The organism is Flexithrix dorotheae DSM 6795 (genome assembly GCF_000379765.1).
GTDB classification, from domain to species: Bacteria; Bacteroidota; Bacteroidia; order Cytophagales; family Flammeovirgaceae; genus Flexithrix; species Flexithrix dorotheae.
Window position 1 is genome coordinate 338,664 of the sequence record NZ_KB903454.1, and the last position, 16,077, is coordinate 354,740.

At 37.2% G+C, this 16,077-nt stretch carries 12 protein-coding genes; 7 read left to right on the forward strand and 5 right to left on the reverse strand.

Going from position 1 to position 16,077, the window contains the following annotated elements:
* Positions 1-214 precede the first annotated feature (214 nt).
* The 4 genes from A3EM_RS0123555 (at position 215) to A3EM_RS0123575 (ending at position 5,909) form a co-directional block, all read left to right on the forward strand.
* Positions 215-991, forward strand: a complete 777-nt coding sequence (locus tag A3EM_RS0123555) for a coiled-coil domain-containing protein (RefSeq protein ID WP_020530717.1) — start codon at positions 215-217, stop codon at positions 989-991.
* 296 nt (positions 992-1,287) lie between these two features.
* Positions 1,288-4,155 (forward strand): excinuclease ABC subunit UvrA, encoded by a 2,868-nt coding sequence (uvrA, locus tag A3EM_RS0123565; protein ID WP_020530718.1) that lies wholly within the window; start codon positions 1,288-1,290, stop codon positions 4,153-4,155.
* 7 nt (positions 4,156-4,162) lie between these two features.
* Positions 4,163-5,293 (forward strand): aminotransferase class V-fold PLP-dependent enzyme, encoded by a 1,131-nt coding sequence (locus A3EM_RS0123570; RefSeq protein ID WP_020530719.1) that lies wholly within the window; start codon positions 4,163-4,165, stop codon positions 5,291-5,293.
* A gap of 22 nt (positions 5,294-5,315) precedes the next feature.
* On the forward strand, positions 5,316-5,909 hold the full coding sequence (locus tag A3EM_RS0123575) for a LutC/YkgG family protein (RefSeq protein WP_026210547.1): 594 nt from the start codon (positions 5,316-5,318) through the stop codon (positions 5,907-5,909).
* 105 nt (positions 5,910-6,014) lie between these two features.
* Here A3EM_RS0123575 and A3EM_RS0123580 read toward each other — a convergent pair whose 3' ends face one another.
* Both A3EM_RS0123580 and A3EM_RS0123585 read right to left on the reverse strand, forming a co-directional pair.
* A complete protein-coding gene (locus A3EM_RS0123580; RefSeq protein ID WP_020530721.1) occupies positions 6,015-7,013 on the reverse strand; it encodes a sugar kinase in 999 nt (332 codons plus the stop codon).
* A 154-nt stretch (positions 7,014-7,167) separates the two neighbouring features.
* Positions 7,168-7,599, reverse strand: coding sequence for a hypothetical protein (locus A3EM_RS0123585; protein WP_020530722.1), 432 nt, complete (start codon positions 7,597-7,599; stop codon positions 7,168-7,170).
* A 436-nt stretch (positions 7,600-8,035) separates the two neighbouring features.
* Here A3EM_RS0123585 and A3EM_RS0123590 point away from each other — a divergent pair, with 436 nt between their 5' ends.
* Positions 8,036-8,473, forward strand: a complete 438-nt coding sequence (locus A3EM_RS0123590; protein WP_020530723.1) for a cold-shock protein — start codon at positions 8,036-8,038, stop codon at positions 8,471-8,473.
* Positions 8,474-8,594: 121 nt separating this feature from the next.
* Here A3EM_RS0123590 and A3EM_RS0123595 read toward each other — a convergent pair whose 3' ends face one another.
* Both A3EM_RS0123595 and A3EM_RS0123600 read right to left on the reverse strand, forming a co-directional pair.
* Positions 8,595-11,267 carry an ABC transporter permease gene (locus tag A3EM_RS0123595; protein ID WP_020530724.1) on the reverse strand — a complete coding sequence of 891 codons (2,673 nt, stop codon included), beginning with the start codon at positions 11,265-11,267 and terminating at the stop codon, positions 8,595-8,597.
* A complete protein-coding gene (locus tag A3EM_RS0123600; protein WP_020530725.1) occupies positions 11,264-11,602 on the reverse strand; it encodes a PadR family transcriptional regulator in 339 nt (112 codons plus the stop codon). Before A3EM_RS0123600 ends, A3EM_RS0123595 begins: the two co-directional genes overlap by 4 nt.
* A gap of 431 nt (positions 11,603-12,033) precedes the next feature.
* On the opposite strand from A3EM_RS0123600, the gene A3EM_RS43490 reads away from it, so the two are divergent.
* A complete protein-coding gene (locus A3EM_RS43490; RefSeq protein WP_044239614.1) occupies positions 12,034-14,466 on the forward strand; it encodes a penicillin acylase family protein in 2,433 nt (810 codons plus the stop codon).
* A 156-nt stretch (positions 14,467-14,622) separates the two neighbouring features.
* On the forward strand, positions 14,623-15,342 hold the full coding sequence (hisA, locus tag A3EM_RS0123610) for a 1-(5-phosphoribosyl)-5-[(5-phosphoribosylamino)methylideneamino]imidazole-4-carboxamide isomerase (RefSeq protein WP_020530727.1): 720 nt from the start codon (positions 14,623-14,625) through the stop codon (positions 15,340-15,342).
* Between the two features lie 70 nt (positions 15,343-15,412).
* Here the strand turns inward: hisA and A3EM_RS0123615 are convergent, their stop codons facing one another.
* The gene (locus A3EM_RS0123615; RefSeq protein ID WP_020530728.1) at positions 15,413-16,057 is read right to left on the reverse strand and encodes a DUF2202 domain-containing protein; all 645 of its coding nucleotides are present in this window, start codon (positions 16,055-16,057) and stop codon (positions 15,413-15,415) included.
* Between the last annotated feature and the right edge of the window lie 20 nt (positions 16,058-16,077).

The following is a 16,077-nucleotide window of genomic DNA, read 5'->3' on the forward strand; positions in this document are numbered from 1 at the left end:
TAAAATCAGTTGGAAATGAATAGGGCCCCAAAGGCACAACCAGTTTACCTTTCCCTGATATTTGGCGCTTCAATTCAACTTCTTAAGGCGGGAATAATTAAAAATGAAAGGCATAAAATTTCTCCATTTAATAAAAATCACTAATTTAACAAGGTGAAAAATTGATTCCATATCTGGGAATATGTAATTTAACAAATTAATAAACTAATACAAGATGATTAAACTAAAATACTATTTGGTATTATCTATTGTTACCCTTTCTTTATCCTGTGTACCTAAAAAAGAACACGAGAAGATAAAATCTCAATTGGATTCTTTGCAAATTGACAAAGCTCAACAGGAAGCCCTGCTTACAGAAATGGATGTAAAAATGGATTCAATTGGTGTTTTGCTGGATTCCATTGAAATGGCGGAAGCAGGAATTTTACTTAATCTTGAAAATGGAATCAGGTATGATGACTATGTAAACCGGCTGGCGGGTATTCAACAATATATGGCCAGAACCAATGCTGAATTACAGTCAATGGAAGAAGCCCTGATTAAATCTGAATCTCAAAACAAGGTTTATCAAAAAGTAATTGCCACTTATAAAAGAACCATCAGAGAAAAAGATGAAACGATAAAACAACTGGAAGAAAAGCTGGTGAATTATGAGGAAGAAAAAACGGCTCTTGTAAAAACTGTGGACTTGCAAAATGATGAAATTATGGAATTGGAACAACAAGTCAATTCCCAGCAAAATGATTTACAAAAAATGGCTGTTTCCCTCGATTCCACTCAGGTAGAAGCGGTAAAGGCACAAGCTGATAAATTCTTTTCCCTTGCCCGTTCTACTGAAGCTCTAGCCGATAAAACCAGCGGAATGCTTAATGGGAAAAAGAAAAAAGCTTATTACCGCCAGGCTTTCGATTATTACAAACAGGCATTTGAACTGGATGAGGACCGGACCGATGCTTTTGATAAAATGACTGAATTAGAAGATAAGTTTTAAACTTTTTTCTGCTTTAGTGATTTATAAATTTGAAGTTATTTAATTTAGTAGCCCGATTAATCATCGGGCTTTTTTATAGGAAAAATTTGAAACTGAATTCGGGTTAATCCTAAATCAATTCCTAATTTTACCTATTCCACTATCAGTAAAGCCAAACTAAGTCCCAGGACTATTTTTTTATTGATTTTTTATTCCGGAAGTGATGGTAAAAATTACCATTTCTCTTTAAAAGGAAAATTAACCATCAAAAAAAATTGTCCCTGGTAGTCAGGATATTTTTATAAAAGGAGAATAAAGTGCACAAACAAAAGGAAAAAATAGAAACTGAAAACAATTCCCAGGCTTACATTGAAGAGCAAATTTCAATTTTTGGGGCAAGAGAAAATAACCTCAAAAATATCGATATTTCCTTTCCCAGAAATAAGCTGGTAGTGATCACCGGCATAAGCGGAAGTGGAAAATCATCCCTGGCTTTTGATACCATTTATGCAGAGGGACAAAGGCGGTATATGGAAAGTTTTTCTGCCTATGCCCGGTCATTTATAGGAAATATGGAAAGGCCTGATGTAGATAAAATTGAAGGGCTGAGTCCGGTCATTTCCATAGAACAAAAAACCACTTCACGGAATCCAAGATCCACAGTTGGAACCGTAACTGAAATATATGATTTCCTTAGATTGTTGTATGCCAGAGCCGGGGATGCCTATTCATACAACACTGGGGAGAAGATGATCAAACAAACTGAAGATCAGATTATTGATATTATTCTTTCTGAATATAAAAACCAAAAGCTGATTGTACTGGCTCCGGTGGTAAAAGGAAGAAAAGGGCACTACAGGGAGCTTTTCGTACAAATCAGAAAAATAGGGTTTTCCAAAGTAAGAATAGATGGAGAAATTGTAGATATCACTCCGAAAATGCAGGTAGACCGATACAAGATTCACGATATTGAAATTGTAATCGACCGCTTAATCATCAGAGAGGAAGACCGGCACAGACTAAATCAGTCCATAAAAGGTGCCATGCAACATGGAAAAGGTGTAATGATGATTCAATTACCAGACCAGAAGGATGCCACAAGACATTTTTCGAAATTCCTGATGTGCCCTACCACAGGAATTTCTTATGATGAACCCGCTCCAAATATGTTTTCTTTTAACTCTCCATATGGCTGGTGTCCGGAATGTAAGGGTTTGGGGAAAATATCGGAAATTACCAGAGAAACCATTATTCCGGATGATACCATAAGCATCAGTCGCGGGGCAATTCTTCCACTTGGAGAATACAGAGACATCTGGATTTTTAAAAAAGTGGAAGCCATTCTGAAAAACCATAAATTAAGTCTGACTACCCCTGTGAATAAAATTCCGGAAGAAGTGATTGAAATTTTACTTTATGGAAGTAAGGAAAAAGTAGCTGTAAAGTCTGTAAAATATCCAGGGCAGATGTGGAATACAAGTTTTGAAGGAATCATCAATTTTCTGGAAAAACAGCAGGAAACAGGTACTGACAAAACCCAAAAATGGCTGGAGGATTTTATGTCAACTAAAACCTGTCCGGAATGTGAAGGGGCAAGATTAAGAAAGGAAGCCAGGTATTTTAAGATTGCTGATAGAAATATTGCAGAACTGGCCTCCATGGATATTGTTGGCCTGGGAGACTGGTTTAAGGATATTGAGAAAAGGCTAAGCGAAAGGCAAAATGTAATTGGCGCAGAAGTTTTAAAGGAAATCCGAAAAAGAATTGGATTCCTGTTAAATGTTGGGTTGGATTATCTTACCCTGAATCGTCCGCTAAAAACCCTGTCCGGAGGAGAAGCCCAGCGAATCAGGCTCGCCACTCAAATCGGAACCCAGCTTGTGGGTGTGCTTTATATCCTGGATGAACCCAGCATTGGTTTGCACCAGCGGGATAATGTAAAATTAATCCAGGCCCTTAAAGATTTAAGAGATTTAGGTAATTCGGTAATTGTGGTGGAGCACGATAAAGATATGATGCTCGAATCTGATTTTGTAATGGATATAGGTCCCGGAGCCGGGTCTCATGGAGGTAGGATAATTGCCCATGGAAACCCACAGGAGTTTATCAACCAAAATGGATTAACGGCAAAGTATCTGAAAGGTCTGGAAAAAATTGCCATTCCGGAAAAAAGAAGAGAAGGTACTGGAAAAAAACTCGTTTTGAAGGGAGCTGAAGGGAATAACCTGAAAAATGTAACCCTGGAAATTCCCCTGGGGAAAATGATTTGCGTTACAGGAGTTTCAGGAAGTGGAAAATCCACTTTAATTCATGATACCTTATATCCAATTTTAAGGCAGAAATTTTATAAATCAAATAAAGATCCGCTGGCTTACAAATCCATCACAGGATTAGAAGAATTGGACAAAGTGATTGAAGTAGATCAGTCTCCGATAGGCAGAACTCCAAGGTCAAACCCAGCTACATACACAGGGATGTTTACTGATATCCGGGCTATTTTTGCCAATTTACCTGAGGCTAAAATAAGAGGATATAAACCCGGTCGGTTTTCTTTTAATGTAAAAGGAGGCCGATGCGAAACTTGTGGAGGAGGCGGTAAAAAATTGGTGGAAATGGAGTTTTTACCCGATGTATATGTGGATTGCGAAACCTGCAAAGGAAAAAGGTATAACAGGGAAACTTTGGAAGTGAGATTTAAAGGGAAATCCATTTCAGATGTGCTGGATATGACCGTAGAACAGTCACTTGAATTTTTTGAAAATCAACCTAAAATACTGAGAAGGGTAAAAGCACTTAATAGTGTGGGGTTAGGTTATATCACTCTCGGCCAACATGCCACCACCCTTTCTGGAGGGGAGGCGCAGAGGGTTAAACTTGCCACTGAGCTTTCTAAAAAAGATACTGGAAAGACTCTTTATATTTTGGATGAACCTACTACAGGTTTACACTTCCAGGATATCAGACATTTGTTGAATGTGTTGAATAAACTGGTGGATAAAGGTAATTCAGTGCTCATTATTGAGCATAACCTTGATGTGATAAAGGTAGCTGATCACATTATTGATATCGGTCCGGAAGGGGGAAATTTAGGTGGACAAATAATTGCCAAAGGCACTCCCGAAACTGTTGCCAAAAGCAGAAAAGGCTATACAGGAAAATTCCTTAAAGAAGAATTAAATCATTGATAAACAAATGACTAAACAACAACCAGACTGGAACAAAATCAGGGAAAATTACCCAGCCCTTGAAAAAGGCATTTTCCTAAACACTGCAACTTGCGGCATTATGTCGAAAACCACTGCGGAAGTGGGAAAACAATACTTCCAGGAATTTGCAGAACTGGGAGGGCTTGCCAGAAATAGCTGGAGCAAAGCACTTGAAGAGTTAAAAGAGCAGCTTAGAGTAATGCTAAAGGTGAAAAATGGAGAAATTTCCCTCATTGCCAATTTTACTCTTGGTATCAATTACCTGAACTGGATGCTGGAAAAAACAAGTAAAAAAGTCTTGTTGCTCGAATCTGACTTTCCCTCAGTGACCAGTCCATGGGTGAAAAATAATTTTCACATCACTTATATTACTGCAGATGAAAATGGTGCTTTTTCTCCAGAACTTATCGAGCAACTGATTGTAGAAAATCAAATAGAAATACTGGCTTTAAGCCATATTCAATTCAATACGGGTTTCAGGGCGGATGTGGAAGCCGTTGGGAAAATTTGCCAAAAGCATAAAGTCCTTTTCATTTTAGACAATACCCAGTCTTTTTCTGCTTTTGAAATTGATGTAGAAAAATGCCATGTGGATGTGCTAATTGCCAGTTGTTATAAATGGTCAACCGCAGGATTCGGTTCAGGTTTTATGTATTTAAGTCATCAGGTTTTGGAAAAATATCCTGCTCCTGTAATTGGAAACAATGGAATGGGAGTTGTGATTGATGCCGAAAAAGAAACCGATCCTAAACTCAAGGCCAAAGCTTTTGAAATTGGCCATCAGAATTTTTCGGGATTAATTTGTTTAAATCAGGCCCTGAAGGAATTAGATACCATTGGATTTAAAAATATTCAGGATAGAATAACTGCCTTAAATCAAAAATTAATTTCCAGATTAAAGGAAATTAAAGGTGTAAAAATAGTTTCGAATTACCCGCCTGAAAACACTTCCTGCATTGTAGTAATTGAAGGCAATGAGGAACACGAAAAGTTATTTGCCGCTAAGGGAATTCAGGTAGCTGCCAGAAATAAAGGACTTAGAATTAGCTTTCATTTCTACAATTCATTTGAAGAAATGGAAACTTTTTGTAAAGTTGCAAGTGAAATTTATAATTAAAAAATTAAGGTCTTTAGAAAATATGAGTAGTAGGGAAGAAATCTTATCCGCGATTAACAAAAATAAACCCACACTTTCACCACTTCCGGAAATGGAAACTTTCCCAAGGGAGGATATTGATAACCTTGCCTTTTTTAAGGACATATTGGAAAAAGGAAGTGCTAAAATTGTGGAGTTAAAATCATTAAATGATATTCCGGATGCGGTTAATGAAATTTACCCTGATTGCCCAAATATCTGCTCTGCCCTACCCCAACTATCTATTGGAAATTTCGACCTCCAAAAAATAAAAGATCCACATGAATTGGAGTCAGTAGATTTAGCCATCGTGCAAGGGCTTTTAGGTGTAGCTGAAAATGGTGCCATCTGGATTACTGATAAACAAATGATTCACAGGGCCTTACCTTTTATCAATCAGCACCTGGCTATTGTTTTAAAAAAATCAGATTTGGTTTGGAACATGCACCAGGCCTATGATTCCCCAGTACTCAAAGAATCCACCGATTATGGTGTTTTCATTTCCGGGCCATCCAAAACTGCTGATATAGAACAATCACTTGTAATTGGCGCCCACGGTCCCAGAAGTCTCACCATATTCCTAATTGAAGATAAGTAAATTGTAAAATACTTTACCTGTTTTTTAAAACAGAAGTTCAAGCTGGAGGTTAGCATATTTTTTATCTGGATCACAAAGATATTCTAACCTAAGGCTTCTACTTTTCTATCGCTTAATCTTACCAGAAGTGTCTCCGCTGGCTAATCTTTCCACATCCGCTACACTTACCATATTGGCATCACCTTCCACAGTATGTTTTAAAGCACAGGCTGCAGCAGCAAAATTGATTGCGTCCTGGTCATTCGGATAATGTAATAAACCATAAATTAAACCAGCTGCATAAGCATCACCCGTCCCTACCCTGTCAATAATGTGGGTAACATCAAAAACCTGGGTTTTGAGCATTTCTTTCCCATTCCAGATTTTCCCCCGAATGGTATTATGTGATGCATTTAAGGATTCTCTGTCTTTATCCGCCACTTTTTTAATATTGGGATAAGTCTTCATCGCAAGCTTTGCTAAATGGCTGAATTTTAAATTCTCCTCAGTCTCCATTAAAAGTCGTAAATCACTGCTTCCGGCAATAATTACATCACTTCCGGCAACTAAAGCTGGTAAAACTTCCTGAGGAGATTTCCCATAATTCCAAAGGTTTTGTCTGTAGGTAACGTCTGCTGAAACGGTTACCCCCAACTTATTGGCTGCCTTGATAGCAGCCAGACAACTTGCTGCAGTATTTTCAGAAATGGCCGGAGTTATACCTGTCCAGTGAAACCAGTCTGCCCCTTTTAAGATTTCCTCCCAATCAAAAGTATCAGGCAACATATTGGCAAATGCAGAATGGCTTCTGTCATAAACAACCGTACTTGATCGGTGTACTGCCCCACTTTCCAGAAAGTAGATACCCATTTCTTCCCCTCCATATTGAACTTGAGAAGTATTCACCCAATGCCTTCTCAAAAACTGAGTTGCAGATCTGCCTATAAGGTTATCGGGAAACCGGGTAACATGTTTGGCTTCCATTCCGAAATAAGCAAGTGAAACAGCTGTATTCGCTTCCCCTCCACCAAAAGTCAGTTCAAGGTGATCGCTTTGTGAAAACTTGGCATACCCGGGAGGCTTTAGCCTCATCATCACCTCACCAAATGTTACAATTTTCTTCATTTTTTTAGCCTTCTTTGTTTTTTGTGCAAGTTAATACCTTTATTTCATGAGCGGAAATTGAAGTCTGTTATGAGAAATCAAAATACCTGCAATTAGAAGAAAAGTACTGTTATTTTTGAGATAGGAAAGTTTTTGATGGAAGGTTTAAAAAAAATCAGCTAATTCCATAATACAACTCTTTCCATTTTTTCCATCCATTTTTCTCCTTTTTATAAACTACACCAACTTGAAATCCACAATCTCCCCGACATTTATAAAAACATTCAATGTAGGCATATTTAGCATTAATTGAAAAAAACGGCTGACCAAACATTATTACTCCTTTAAATGTATTATCGTTCCTCCAAATTTCTGGAAATTTATGCTCTGAAATCAATTCATATTTTAAACTTTTCATAGATTGGGAATCTATTTTTTTGAAAGATTCTTCCTTTTGCTCTATCAAAGTCTTTAATTCAAATTGATCATTTTCTAATTTTAATGCTGTCAATTTCTCTAAATCAATACTTAAATCAAGTTCAGTAAAATTGATAGTTTCATCTAATATTTTACAATTTTCAGGAAACTCATAATCATCCAATACCATTTTATACAAATCAAAATAGTTCTCATTCGGCTGGCAGGAAATAAGCAGCCCGAAACAATATAATCGGATAAAAAACGAAATCGTATTGCTCATTTATTAATTACCTTTTAATTGAATTGTTGACCAATTTTATTAATCTCTGGGTAATTCTTTTCTATTAATCCAATAAATCAAAAGTCATTACAATATTATTTTGTACCTTTACGGTATAAGAGTAGTGAAATTTCTTTCCGAAAATTCCCCGATTGTATAATCCATCCTTCACCGGTCTGCTGCCACAAAAGTAAATCAACCAAGTGGTAAAATTATCTCTTTGGGAATGAGTTAGTTAACATTCAGATTTTATCAATGGTGGATAACTTTTATCCTTCCACGACTCTATTAATTGTTCGGACAGAACATATTTTAAAATTTTTCATAAAACAAAACTTATTGAATGGCGAAATCAAAAGAGACATTTGGCAAAAAAGAAAAAGAGAAAAAAAGATTAAAGAAAAAGCAGGATAAGCAACTGCGAAAAGAAGAAAGAAAAGCGGCTGAAAACGTAGAAATGACTGTTTACGTGGATGAATATGGAAATCTTGTGGAAACTCCGCCAGATCCAACCAAGAAGAAGAAGATTAAAGCGGAAAACATTGTAATCGGAGTTCCAAAACAGGAAGACATTGAAGATGACCACATCAGAAGAGGTCGGGTAGAGTTTTTTAATGAACAAAAAGGATTTGGTTTCATTAAAGATCTTGATTCAAGAGAAAAATATTTTGTGCATGTTAATGGTCTTTTGGAAGAAATCAAGGAAAATAATATGGTAACTTTTGAGCTTGAGCAAGGCATGAAAGGCATGAATGCTGTAAAAGTAAAAAAGTCCAAATAAGTTTTGAAAGGCACCCGTTTTTATGGGTTTTAATATAAATAGGACCTAAATGGTTCTACTGGAAAGCCTTCTGTTTTTGATGAAACAGAAGGCTTTTTCAATTTGTAGGGCGAGATAATTCTTATTCGATTCGCAAAGTTTCTACAGGATTAAGATAAGCTGCTTTTATCGATTGAAAACTAACAGTAGCAATAGCAATAGTCAGAGTAATGATCCCTCCCAAAAGAAAAATAAATAAATTTAAAGATATCTTATAAGCAAAGGAAGATAACCACCAATCCATCAGAAACCAGCTTAGTGGTGTGGCAATGAGAAAGGCTATTCCCACCAGAATAGCAAACTCTCTGGTAAGCAATAAAGTAATCTGATTCACCGTAGCCCCCATCACTTTTCTGATCCCAACCTCTTTCATTTTTTGCTCTGCAGAAAAGGAAGCAAGCGCAAAAAGGCCAAGGCAGGCTATAAAAATGGCTGTAAAAGCTGCCACAGCAAATAATTTCCCACGTCTTAAATCGGCTTCATAAAATAAAGCCATTTGTTCATCCAGAAAATGATATTCGAACAAATGCCCTGGGTCAACTTTATGAAGGATTTCTTCCATGCTGGCAAGAGTCTGGGTGATATTATCACCGGTGATTTTTGCCGAGAAATAATCTATTCGGTGAACCGGATTATTGTGATAGGCAATAATCATAGGTTTTACTTCCTCATGCAAGGACTGGAAGTGGAAATCTTTTACTATCCCAATAATTCTGGTTTTAAAATCTCCATGTTGTAAGGGCTGTTCTGATCCACCATAATTCACTGCACTAATAATTACTTCCTGTTGATCAGGATGGACTACCCCTAATAATTTTGCAGCAGATTCATTGATGATTAAAGAAACAGAGTCAGAATTGTTGGCCTCGTTAAAATTTCGGCCCTGTAAAAGTTCCACTTCAAATGTGGTTAGGAAATTGGCATCGGCACCAATGAAATATAATTCCCGGTGATTGCCACTTTCATTTGCCATAGCCGCTTTTACCCTGGCCAGGTTTTTCCATTCTCCGGGTATCCTTGAGGAAACAGAAACATTTTTGACCGTGGCCAATCCCAAATAGCCATTCTTAATAGTTTCATATCCACCTCTTACATTTCCCGTGTTAATATCCACAATTAGGAGGTGTTCTTTGTTAAATCCAAGAGGTTTCTGTTGAATATAATTCATTTGTTTTATCGCAACTAAAGTAGCCACAATCATCACAATGGAGATAGTGAATTGAAACACCACCAATGCTCTTCTGAGGTTTACTGCCCGGCCTGCATTTATTTTTATACCTTTTAATACCTGAACAGGGTGAAAAGAAGAAAGATAAAATGCAGGATAAAGCCCTGAAATGATGCCAATCAATATTGCCACACCAAAAATCCCTGTGAGAATAATTGGATCTGTACTGAAATTTAAGGCCAAAGCCTTTTGGGTAAATGAATTGGCAAAAGGTAAAAGCAATTGCACCAAACCAAGAGCCAGTGTTAAGGCAATAAAAGTTGTTAGCAATGACTCAGTAATAAATTGGCCAATTAACCCCATTCTGGCTGCTCCAACTACCTTTCTCACCCCAATTTCCCTTGCTCTTCCGGCAGATTTTGCTGTGGCCATATTCATATAATTAATGGAGGCAATGAGTATTAAAAATAATCCGATTCCCGAAAAAATATAGATATACCAGATGTTCCCAGGTGATTCATTCATGCCCATTTCAATATGAGAAGAATAGAAATGGATTTTTTTAAGGGGTTGAAAATAAAGATCAGGTTTGAGGTTTTCTTCAGTATCAGTATTTTGCGCCACCAACGTGTTTAATTTATCCTGTAACTGAGGAATATTTATCCCTTTTTTTACCTGAAGATAAGTTAGGAAATTATTTGAACTCCAATCTTTTCCTTCAAACCTTTCATACATGGGCAAGGCTTTCAGGGTATTGAAGGAATACAGAATTTGGAATTGCAAATGAGAATTTTTGGGGATATTGGCTAAAACTCCTGTAATTTTAAATTGCATTTCCTCCCCACGGTCGGTTAAGACTAATTTCCCCATCGGGTCCTCATCTCCAAATAGCAACCTGGCTAAATCTTCAGTAATTACCGCAGAACGAGGTTCTACCAAAGCAGTATTTCTATCCCCCTTCAGGAGCGGAAAATCGAATACATCAAAGAAACTTTGTTCTGCAAAAGAGAATGCCTGATAAGAAGAATTTTCTTCACTTTCCTCCATTACTTTTGAACGACCAAAGTTTACGAACTTCACCGCATTTTCCACCTCAGCAAAATTCCTGATGGTTTCACCTGAAATATTAAAACCCACTTCAGCCAAATGCCTTTCTTCACCATTATCAGTGATTTTCTTATCAATCACCCTGTATATTTGATCACTCTTTTCATGCTGACTGTCAAATCGAAGTTCGTCCAATAAATAAAGGGAAATCAAAAGCGAACAAGCCATTCCGAAAGAAAGACCTACGAGATTGATAGTAGCATATCCTTTATGTCTTAAAAAATTACGGTAAGCGATAATGAGATAATTTCTGATCATATCAATGTTATTTTTTGGGATAGGGTTAGTTTTTTTAATAAGATAAGGACGAAAGGAACGGATTACAGTCCAGGAATAAATAAGGCCAGCTTTACGCTTTCCTAAAACATGAAAATTTTCCAGAAATTCTTCATATAAATCTCCTTCAATTTCTTCCAGGTATTCCTCATCACAAAAAGATCTGAGAAATTTTTGCATCATTAGAGGAGGCTGATTTTTCATGATCCACCTCCTTTCAAAACAATTTCCGGAATAGCAGACCACAAATTCTGGCGAAGGGAATTAGCTTGTTCCAAAGCCTGAATGCCAAAGCTCGTCAGGTTGAAATATTTCTTTCTTTTTCCTCCTCTGGCTTTGGTGGCCTCTCCCATTCTCGATTTCAGAAAACCTTTTTCTTCCAGCCTGTAAAGAGCCGCATGAATGGCACTCAAATTTACTTTTCTTCTGGCTCTTTCTTCCACTTCTTTTTTGATGCTTAAACCATAGGCTTCATCATACAAAACTCCCACAGTAAGTAATACAATCTCCTCAAATTCTCCAAGTGATGTTCCTTTCATAACCAACTATATTTTCCACAAATGTAAATAATATCAATACGCAGATTTTATATTTTCCATAAATGTAAATAATATATTGATAAAGGTAAAAATTTCGGGATAGATGGAAGTTGAATTCAGAAATTTTAAACCCTTTTTAAAAACCTCTGGAATTAATTATACCTCCAACCTGTAATTTTTTCCAGCATTAATTTATAATTTAAGGGCTTGATTTAAAGAGGTGAATCAAACTTTATTTTTTGATTGTAAATTGTCACAAAGCGGTTGGCAGGTTTAGCGCCTCAGGTCGCAGAAAAATTTAGCATTTGTATGGCTACCAGATGTTAGCATCGTCCAGATTTTTCTAATGTCTGAGTTCCTTAATCTATCCATTTTTGTTTTCAAACAACAAGTTTAAATCACCTAAAGTAATATTCCTATTAATTGGTTTTATGAAGCTTTTGAAGTTTATTATATCACTTACCTTTACCGTATCCCTCATTATCGCACTCAACACTAAAATCAGTGTGGTTCCTCCTGTGGGAAAATTTCTTGACCCTTTCCATGGCTTTTGGCAAAATGCTGAAGCAGAAGATTTTATACCCGAGACGGAGTTGGATGTAAAAGGCTTAAAAGATGGGGCCAGTGTAATTTTCAATGAACAATGGATTCCTCATATTTTTGCCGAAAATGAAGACGATTTATACTTTTTACAGGGTTATGTGACCGCTAATTTCAGGCTTTGGCAAATGGATTTCCAAACCATGGCTGCAGCCGGAAGAATTAGTGAACTGGTTGGCCCCGCAGCCATTAATCTGGATAGAGAAAACCGAAGAAAAGGGATGGTAATGGCAGCGCAAAACTCTGAAAAGGAAATGATGGCCGATCCTGAACTAAGCAAAGTAGTACAAGCTTATTCGGAGGGAATAAACGCTTATATCAATTCCCTGGAATATGAAGATTTGCCCATAGAATATAAATTACTGGATTATGAGCCTGAATTATGGTCACCGGTGAAGTGTGGTCTGCTTTTAAAGTATATGGCCAATAACCTGAGTTTTAGGAATAGCGATTTAGAATATACGAATGGCATTCAAATGTTTGATAAAGCCACCTTTGATATCCTTTTTCCTGAAATGCATCCCGAACAGGATCCAATTGTAAATGGAACCACTGAATGGAATTTTGAAAAAGTTGCCATTGATACGCCATCCACTCCTTTTAGCATTGCGAATGAATTGATTGACAGACCACTTATTGAAAAACAACCCGCTGATATTGGAAGTAACAATTGGGCAGTTGCCGGAGCCAAAACCCAATCGGGAAATCCCCTTTTATGTGGTGACCCACATTTGGGGTTAAATCTCCCTTCTATCTGGTATGTGGTTCAGCTCACTGCTCCGGGAATAAATGTATATGGCGCCTCCCTGCCCGGTTCTCCGAATGTCATCATAGGATTTAATGACCATGTAGCCTGGAGTGTCACCAATGCACTTAGAGATGTAGTCGATTGGTATAAAATAGAATTTAAGGATGATTCCAAAACCGAATACAAACTGGATGGGGAATGGGTAAAAAGTGAAATGACCATTGAAGAAATCAAACAAAGAGGGACTTCTTCTTTTTATGATACGATTTACCAAACCAAATGGGGGCCGGTAATGTATGATGATAGTTTTCGACCAGGTTCCGGGAAAAGTAATTACGCCTTAAGATGGGTGGCTCACGATAAATCGAAAGAAGCCAAAGCATTTTATTTATTGAATAGAGCTCAAAATTATAATGATTATCGGGAGGCTTTAAAATTTTACCATTGCCCGGCCCAGAATTTTGTATTTGCTTCCACCTCAGGCGATATTGCCATGGTGATTCAGGGGAAATTTCCGGTCAAATTTCCCAACCAGGGGAAATACCTGATGGATGGCACAAAATCGGCAAATGGCTGGCAAAAATTTATCCCGGCAGAACATAATGTTTTTGCTTTAAATCCGGATCGAAACTTTGTCAGTTCAGCCAATCAGCATCCGGTAGATCAATCCTATCCCTACTATGTATTTGCAGATGGTTATGAGTATTACAGGAACAGGAGAATTAATGAGATACTCGACTCTATGGATCAAATTACTGCAAAGGATATGATGGTCATGCAAAATGACAACCTCAATCTGAGGGCTAAAGAAGCCTTGCCGTATATGCTTCAGCAAATTGATGAATCTGTTTTAAAACCCAATGAACTGGAAATTTACAAGGTGCTTTCTGAGTGGAATTACATTAATGATCCATTTGTAAAAGGGCCTACTTTTTATGAAATCTGGCAGGATATTCTGTATTCCACTATTTGGGACGAGTTTAAAAATGCCAAGGTAGAACTAGAATGGCCCGATCCGTTTACTACTGTGAAACTGCTAAAGGAAAAGCCTGATTTCAAATTATTTGATATTGAAAATACTGATCGAAAAGAAACTGCGGCTGACCTTATAAAAATATCATTTTCTCAAATGGCAGAACGGGTAAAAAAAGTTAAGGAAGAAAATGGGGAGGAAAAAGTATTTTGGGCGAATTTTAAAAGTACCACAGCCCAGCATTTGGCCCGCTTAGCTCCGTTCAGTGTACCAAATATTCCCAATGGAGGAAACCACAATATTATAAATGCCACAAGTGAAAAACATGGTCCATCCTGGCGAATCATCGTAGAACTGGATAAAAGCGGAGTACATGGCTGGGGAGTTTACCCGGGTGGACAATCGGGCAATCCCGGAAGTTATCACTATTCTGATTTGATTTACAAATGGTCGAAAGGGGAATATTACCCATTAAGGCTTTTAAAACCGGAGGACGAAAATGCTGACGGAGTCGCTTTTGTTCAAAAATTTCAGCCTGAATAAAATTTATTTTTCCCAATGATTTACATTTAAGGCTTTTAATATTCTTTCAATTCCTCAAAAAAAGTTATTGGCAATATGTCCTGATAAAAGTTTAAAGTCAGGATTCTAAATGATATTTTTGTCCTAAATTAACCAACTCATTTCAAATAGCATTTTATGATTGAAGTTATACCAGCCATTGATTTAATCGGTGGAAAGTGTGTGCGATTAAAGCAAGGAGATTATGCACAGCAAACGACCTATAGGGATAATCCCGTGGAAGTGGCGAAAGAATTTGAAGATTTAGGAATAAAAAGGCTGCATTTAGTTGATCTTGACGGAGCGAAAGTGAAAAAGGTAGTCAATGATCAGGTGCTCCGAAATATTACCAGGGAGACAAATTTGATAGTGGACTTTGGAGGGGGTATTCAATCCTCTGAGGATCTGGATAAAGTATTTGATGCCGGGGCAAAAATGGTTACCTGCGGAAGTGTGGCTATCAAGAAAAGGGCCTTATTCGAAGATTGGATTGCCAATTACGGAAGTGATAAAATCATTCTGGCAGCAGATGTTAAAAACAAACAAGTGGCTATAAGTGGCTGGCAGGAAACAACCTCTATTAGCATTTTTGAGTTTCTGGATGCATATACCAAAAAAGGAATTGAGTATATTTTATGTACTGACATTGCCAAAGATGGCATGCTGACCGGTCCTTCAATTGATTTATATGTCGAAATTCAGGAAAAATTTCCATCACTGAAAGTGATTGCCAGTGGAGGAATTAGCAATGCCCAGGACATTAGAGATTTAGATAAAGCCAATTTATTTGGTACAGTGGTAGGCAAGGCCATTTATGAAGGAAAAATCACACCGGATGAATTAAAATCATTTGCATAAAGCCTTAAAGATTTTACACCAACTGAGAGTTGAAAAAGCCGTGGAGGATAATTATCCTCCACGGCTTTTTTCACATTATTTCGTTTTCAAAATAGAATTCCTTTTTGTTGATAATGGTTTCATAAGTTTGCCCGTTCAAAAATTGTGGCGAATAAATCATACCCATTTCAGCCATTCCATTATGCATAGTCCTTAAGGAGTTTCCATATGATAATAACAAATCCCGGTAGGTATCCAGCAAATCAGGATTGGTAGTTTGGTCTACTCTATCCAACAATTTAAGGCAATTGGCTTCCTGAAGCAAAATAGCTACATACAAACCTCCATTAATGGATGCTTTCCCTCTTACCACATAAGTATTGTAAATATCCTGGTGTTCCGGAAGATTAAATTTACCTTCAGGTAAGAATTCCACAGGATTGTTTCTACCCTGACTTTTCAAAAAGCGCTTCATTTTTTGCAAATCCAAAAAAGCGTTTTGCTGATTGGAAACAAATACATCTAACCCCCACTTATTGCGGAGAAATTCATTTACATCTTGTGATAGTTTTAATTCTTCCATAGTGAGTACCAACCCCAACTTTTCATTTTCTGATAAAGGGTTATCTCGAGTCGGTACAGTACTGGAATTCAAAAAGAATAACAAGCAAAGTAGGACTGGCCATATAGAGATTTCTTCTCTTATGCCAAATAAGTGGCTTTTCCTGGTTTTCATTTTTTGTGTTTATTGGTTGT